Origin of the sequence: Hyalangium sp. (assembly GCF_035629615.1) — a bacterium.
Lineage (GTDB): Bacteria > Myxococcota > Myxococcia > Myxococcales > Myxococcaceae > Hyalangium.
In genome coordinates this window covers 1-5,024 of record NZ_DASPHO010000400.1, presented here as the reverse complement: position 1 = coordinate 5,024, position 5,024 = coordinate 1, and the positions used below count along the sequence as shown (strand labels likewise).

Here is a 5,024-nt window from a genome sequence, read left to right as displayed (position 1 = left end):
CCATCGGCACGATCTCGCGGATGCGCCCTTCGAAGCCATGCGTCTGCCCTTCCGAGTGCTCCTCGAAGCGCCAGTGGCCACCCTTCTCGAACTCGAAGCGGACGACGTCGAGCTTGTTCCCGCGTCCCCACCACTGCGCGACCAGGCTCGGATCGGTGAACGCTTGCCACACGCGGGCCCGGGGAGCGTTGAAGATGCGCTCGATGCGGATCTCGCGGTCCGTCGGGGTGGTGACCGTGGTGCTGCGGGACGGCTCTTGGTTTTGCGTGATCATGATTCGTCTCCCTTCGTGCGCGCGAGGAATTCGCCAAGGCTGTCGAGGCGCGCTTCCAGCATTTGGCGGTACTTCGTGATCCAAGCGGCCTCGTCCTCCAGACGACGGGGACCCAGCTTGCAGGTCCGCACCCGGCCGACCTTCTCCGTGGTCACCAGCCCAGCGTCCTCGAGCACCTGCACGTGCTTCTTGATGCCCGTGAGGGTCATCTCGAAGTTCGTGGCGAGATCGCTGATCGACGCGTCCCCACGCCCGAGGCGCTCGAGGATGCCCCGGCGTGTGGCGTCCGAGAGCGCCGCGAACGCTGTGTCGAGCTGGATTGAATACTGAACCATATAGTTCAGTTTAGTGCCGCGAGGGGCTTTGCGCAAGTGGGAAGAGCCGGCGCTTCACCGGCCGCCCGGTGTCAGCTCGTTCTCCGAAAGGAGATATGGGAGAGCGTGAACGTAAGTGCCCGGCTCTGATGTCTCCGGGAGATGTTCGAGCACTGGAACAGGGGCAGCCGGGCGGACTCGCTCGGGGAGCCTGCTGGCTCCAGCGGCGCTCGATGAAGGCCTGGCAGGAGGTCTCGAAGTTGCCGTGAGCCGCGGCCTGGGGGGGGCGCGGGTGTCGCTGGGGCCGTGCGCCTCGCTGTTCGTGGGCCTCGCCTTCGCCTCGTCCCGGAGCTCGTCCGAGATGCGCAAGAGACGATCGAGGATCTCGTTCCGCGCTCGCCGGCTGCTGTCGTTAGCCCCGTAACGGCGTTCCTCTTCCGTGTTCTTCCTGAGGTTGTTCGCGCACAGGCTGAAGCTTGTCTTCCTGGATGAGCTGGCTGATCGCCGCATGGCGAGCGTCCATCCCGCTCACGTCAGAGCTCTGCTCCATTCGCGTGTACGGCCGTCCCGGGTCCCCTTCATGGGAACGCGGGAGCAGACAACCACAGAGGCTTGTGACGAGGAAGATCCGGTCCTCACATCCCAGCGACCGCCACGGCGGAGACCCCGTGAGCCAGGATCAGGCGCGCAGCTCCACGCGCCCGAGCAGCGAGAAGGCCTGCTCCGCCACCTCCGCGGCGCGCCGGAACTCCAGCGCGCGGTCCTGGTCGAGTGGGTTGAGCTCTACCGGGCGACGCTTGCTCTCGGCCTCGAACCCGTCCCGGAACCGCTCGCTCCCGGAGTCGAATCCGTCCCGGGACCCGTCCCGAGCTCCGAGGACCTCGACGGGAGGCACCTCGAACTTCTGGCTGCAGGTGGGCACCAGGCACTCCTGCAGCTCACCCTCTCGAATCATCACACTGCGCTTCAAGCCGCTGATGGAGCTCATATCTGCCGTTACGCAAGACGTGGGGAAAGGTTACACGCCTCCCCACGAAGCCTTCTCAATGCCCACATTCAAGAGGCCCAGGCTCCTGCCGCGCACCTGATGGGAGCGCGGCCTGGGCAGGCGTGTACATCCAGGGGGCTGGGCGGCCTCTCCACCAGCCCGGTGCACAGCCCCAGCGGCACCCGTCCGCAGCTCTCCTCCGCCCCTCTGCACCTGCTTGCCACCCTCAACAGGGCCTCCATCTCTCCTATACTTCTCCGAGCTGGCCGTAGGTGTTGTCGCCCAGGCCAGGACCTTGCCGTCCTCCTGCAGTGCCAGGGAGTGGAAGGTAAAAGTGGCGGTCGACATGGAGACGGAGACCCTCTTCGGCATGCCACTCACGCGGGCCGGTGTGGGGCTGACCGTCTCACCCAGCGGCGCCAGCGCGAAGTCATGTCCGCGGATGCTTCCCCACTCCCAGAGGGTGCCTCGCTCGTCGAGCGCCAGGGTGTAGCCCTCATGCTGGGGAGCATACGCCATCGTCAGCGCGAAACAGCGTAGCGCGCTCGAGCCGCACACGGCGGTATGGTGGGCCGCATGACGACGACGCACGCCATGACGCTCGGGAACTTTTCGGTGAGCCTCGCGGTCAAGGACATCGAGGCGTCCCGGGCGTTCTACCAGAAGCTCGGGTTTCAGGTCTTCGCCGGCGACCAGGCCCAGAAGTGGCTGATCCTCCGGAATGGCGACGCCACGATCGGGCTGTTTCAGGGGATGTTCGAGCGCAACATGCTCACGTTCAACCCGGGGTGGGACGCCTCGTGCAACACGCTCCCCGAGTTCACCGACGTGCGCGAGCTGCAGCGGCGGCTGAAGGCCGCGGGCATCGAGCCGGTCACGGCGGCCGATGAATCGACGAAGGGCCCCGCGTCCCTGATGGTGATCGACCCCGACGGCAATCCGATTCTCATCGATCAGCACGTGTGATCGCGGATCGCACGCCGGGTCTATTCCATCCTGGAGGAGAGCGGCTGGGCCGAGATTGATATCCGGCCGATCGATGTCGCCTGCGCCCGTGGCGGCTGTAGGCTTCAGGTGGCACGGCTGCACACCATCGTGCACACGATTGTGCCTTGGCTGGATCCAAAGGGTCCGGCAGCGGACAAGACTGCATGGAAGCAGCACCTACCCCGCTGGAGACACCGTGCGAGTCTCGAACAAGTACCTGGCCGTGGCGTACGCCGCAGTCATCCTGTCCCTCCCTTTGGGCTGTGGAGGAGGCGCTGATGACAGCCCCCCTCAGCAGGATGACATCGAGAGCCGGAGGCAGGGAGAGTCGCTCGACTCGGTGGAGTCTCGCTGGAAGCGGGCCGTCAAGGACAAGCCCACCGGCATCACCTCCACCGTGGAGCTCTCGGGCAGCTCGATCGTCCTGACCACGAGAGGCCAGGCCCAGGTGGATGCGCCTGGCGTGCTGGTGCCCGCGCCCGCGTTCCCCAACAACCAGCGCTGCGTCTTCTTGACCAACGCCCAGGTCGGCTCGCAGACGGGACTGCTGGTGCTGGAGGGGCCGCAGATCCAGTTCACCGCCGGCACGCTGGGCAGTGTCGACGTCGGCTCCGCCACCGCGCGCACGCAGCCACCGAGCGGTAGCACCACGCCCGTGGTCGGGCTGACCACCCAGGACAACACCAGTGGCGCCAACCCCACCGCCATCTTCCCCGACGACTGGAGCGGCACGGACAAGTCCCTGTTCTTCTCCGACGCGGCCGTCATCCACGCCAGCAACCTCACCCTCACGGGCTTCACCCGCGGCCTGCTGATCACCGCCACGGGCAACACGCCCATCACCGGGAGCGTGACGGTGAGCTCCGCGGAGCGGCTGTACTGGGACGCGAAGTCCGTCATCCAGGTGGCGACGAGCACCGTCCAGAGCCCCGCGTTCGCGCTCGGCGGCGAGGTGGAAGCCGGCGCCCTGGCCTCGCCGGAGCTGTCGGCCTCCAGTCAGCCTCCCAGCATGATCAAGGGCAAGCAGGCCGAGGTGACGCTCCGCCCCGGCAACGTGAAGAGCCAAGGCTCGTTCCAGCTCACCCAGGGGGTGACGCAACAGGGGGAAATGCTCCTGCCGGCCGACGTGGAGAGTGCCTATGACACGACGCCCGTCACGGTGAAGAAGGGCCAGCGCGTGCTGATCCCCGTAGTCTTCCGGGAGAAGACCCTCAAGGGCGATGCCGTGCTCTCCGAGCTCCAGGTGACGGGCCCCGGCAAGGACGCGGTCAGCGTCCCGCTGGACCGTGTCGAGACCTACCTCGAGTCGCTCTGGACGACGGCGGGGCAGACAGGGATCGGCGCGCCCTTCCTGGCCATCGGCTTGGCGCCCCTGTCGCCGTTCATCGCGCTTGGGGAGGCGCTCGGGTGCCTGTTCTCCACCTGCCCCCGCGCCTTCCCCATCTGGATGGAGACGGGGAAGGTCGAGCGCTTCCACATCATCGTCCAGGGCAAGGTTCCCCCGGGCACCTACGAAGCGACGGTCACGCTGGTGGGCCACAACTACACCGCTCAGGCCATCCCCGTGCACTTCACCGTCACCGAGTAACGGGGCGGTAGATGCGGTCGAGCGCCTCGGCTGACGGCCAGAGGTGGGGTGGGTGCCATTGTGGAGCACTTGGCTCTGCCCTGGCGGTCTGCGAAGCGGGCCCCGGCGCGGGGAGCACCGCGCACGGGGTGGGACCAGGGCCAGGAGCGCTGCGGCCGTCGCGAGCCGAAGCCGCAGGGCCGCAGGTGCACGAGAGGGCTGACACGCTCAGCGGAGCGCGGCGTGAGCGAGGACACCTGGGGAGCCTGCGCCTGCGCCTCGGCCATGTCATGAGCGGGTGGGAGGGGCGACATCTCCTGGTCGAAGAGTGAACGGGTGCTCTCGGGGAGGGTGAGCTGCGCGGCCTGCTCCAGCGCGTCGGCCAGCTCTTGCGCGGTGCCGCGTTGCTCGGGGCTCACCGAGAGCATGCGGAGAATGAGGGCATTGAGGCGCGTGTCCACGCGGGGGTTGAGAACGAGCGGAGGAGGAGAGGCAAGACTCTCCAGGTGCCAGAGGCCGGCCTCATCATTGGAAGGCTCCCCGAGCTCGGAGTACGGGCCTGTCGTCCCAGGGCCTTCTTCTAGACTCAACCCGTAGGACGAGGTGTCTTCCCGGCTACCTATGAGGTAGGGTCTCCTCCAGCTCCCTGTCTCTTCCGGAGGAGACCCTTGAGTCATGATGGTGTGACGGTCAGTGGTCCACAGGTCCTCGCTCGCGGCTCGCTCGTGGGCCCCTGGCTCATCCTCGAGCGCCTGGATTCCGGCAGCTACGGCGTGGTCTTCCGCGCTCAGCGAGCAGGACACCCCGAGGCCGGCTCCTTCGCCTTGAAGATGGCCAAGCAGCCAAACGACCCCCGCTTCGAGCGGGAGGCCGAGCTGCTCCAGCACATCCACC

The 5,024-nt window shown here is 67.1% G+C and carries 8 protein-coding genes and 1 pseudogene; 4 read left to right on the top strand and 5 right to left on the bottom strand.

Annotation, left to right across the window (positions count from 1 at the left end; all coding sequences use genetic code 11):
• Both VD972_RS20625 and VD972_RS20620 read right to left on the bottom strand, forming a co-directional pair.
• The coding region (locus VD972_RS20625; RefSeq protein WP_324989575.1) for an SRPBCC domain-containing protein at nucleotides 1-274 on the bottom strand (274 nt) is incomplete at its 3' end.
• A complete protein-coding gene (locus VD972_RS20620) occupies nucleotides 271-609 on the bottom strand; it encodes a metalloregulator ArsR/SmtB family transcription factor (protein ID WP_324989573.1) in 339 nt (112 codons plus the stop codon). The genes VD972_RS20620 and VD972_RS20625, both read right to left, overlap by 4 nt.
• Before the next feature lie 244 nt (nucleotides 610-853).
• Between VD972_RS20620 and VD972_RS20615 the strand changes: the two genes are divergently transcribed.
• A complete protein-coding gene (locus VD972_RS20615) occupies nucleotides 854-1,012 on the top strand; it encodes a hypothetical protein (RefSeq protein WP_324989571.1) in 159 nt (52 codons plus the stop codon).
• Nucleotides 1,013-1,267: 255 nt separating this feature from the next.
• On the opposite strand, the gene VD972_RS20610 is transcribed toward VD972_RS20615, so the two are convergent.
• The gene (locus tag VD972_RS20610; protein ID WP_324989570.1) at nucleotides 1,268-1,543 is read right to left on the bottom strand and encodes a hypothetical protein; all 276 of its coding nucleotides are present in this window, start codon (nucleotides 1,541-1,543) and stop codon (nucleotides 1,268-1,270) included.
• A 63-nt stretch (nucleotides 1,544-1,606) separates the two neighbouring features.
• A complete protein-coding gene (locus VD972_RS20605) occupies nucleotides 1,607-2,167 on the bottom strand; it encodes a hypothetical protein (RefSeq protein WP_324989568.1) in 561 nt (186 codons plus the stop codon).
• Here VD972_RS20605 and VD972_RS20600 point away from each other — a divergent pair.
• Nucleotides 2,153-2,542 (top strand): VOC family protein, encoded by a 390-nt coding sequence (locus VD972_RS20600; RefSeq protein WP_324989566.1) that lies wholly within the window; start codon nucleotides 2,153-2,155, stop codon nucleotides 2,540-2,542. The genes VD972_RS20605 and VD972_RS20600 overlap by 15 nt on opposite strands.
• Nucleotides 2,543-2,759: 217 nt before the next feature.
• Nucleotides 2,760-4,151: a hypothetical protein gene (locus VD972_RS20595; protein ID WP_324989564.1), complete on the top strand. Its 1,392-nt coding sequence runs from the start codon at nucleotides 2,760-2,762 to the stop codon at nucleotides 4,149-4,151.
• Here VD972_RS20595 and VD972_RS20590 read toward each other — a convergent pair.
• Complete coding sequence (locus VD972_RS20590) at nucleotides 4,115-4,720, bottom strand: hypothetical protein (RefSeq protein ID WP_324989562.1); 606 nt, start codon at nucleotides 4,718-4,720, stop codon at nucleotides 4,115-4,117. The genes VD972_RS20595 and VD972_RS20590 overlap by 37 nt on opposite strands.
• 78 nt (nucleotides 4,721-4,798) lie before the next feature.
• Between VD972_RS20590 and VD972_RS20585 the strand changes: the two are divergent.
• Nucleotides 4,799-5,024, top strand: a pseudogene (locus tag VD972_RS20585) (hypothetical protein); the annotation flags it as partial.

Bases quoted from the DNA above. Each gene is read 5' to 3' on its own strand.
- VD972_RS20620 (WP_324989573.1), bottom strand. From the start codon at position 609: ATGGTTCAGTATTCAATCCAGCTCGACACAGCGTTCGCGGCGCTCTCG.
- VD972_RS20610 (WP_324989570.1), bottom strand. From the start codon at position 1,543: ATGATTCGAGAGGGTGAGCTGCAGGAGTGCCTGGTGCCCACCTGCAGC.
- VD972_RS20600 (WP_324989566.1), top strand. From the start codon at position 2,153: ATGACGACGACGCACGCCATGACGCTCGGGAACTTTTCGGTGAGCCTC.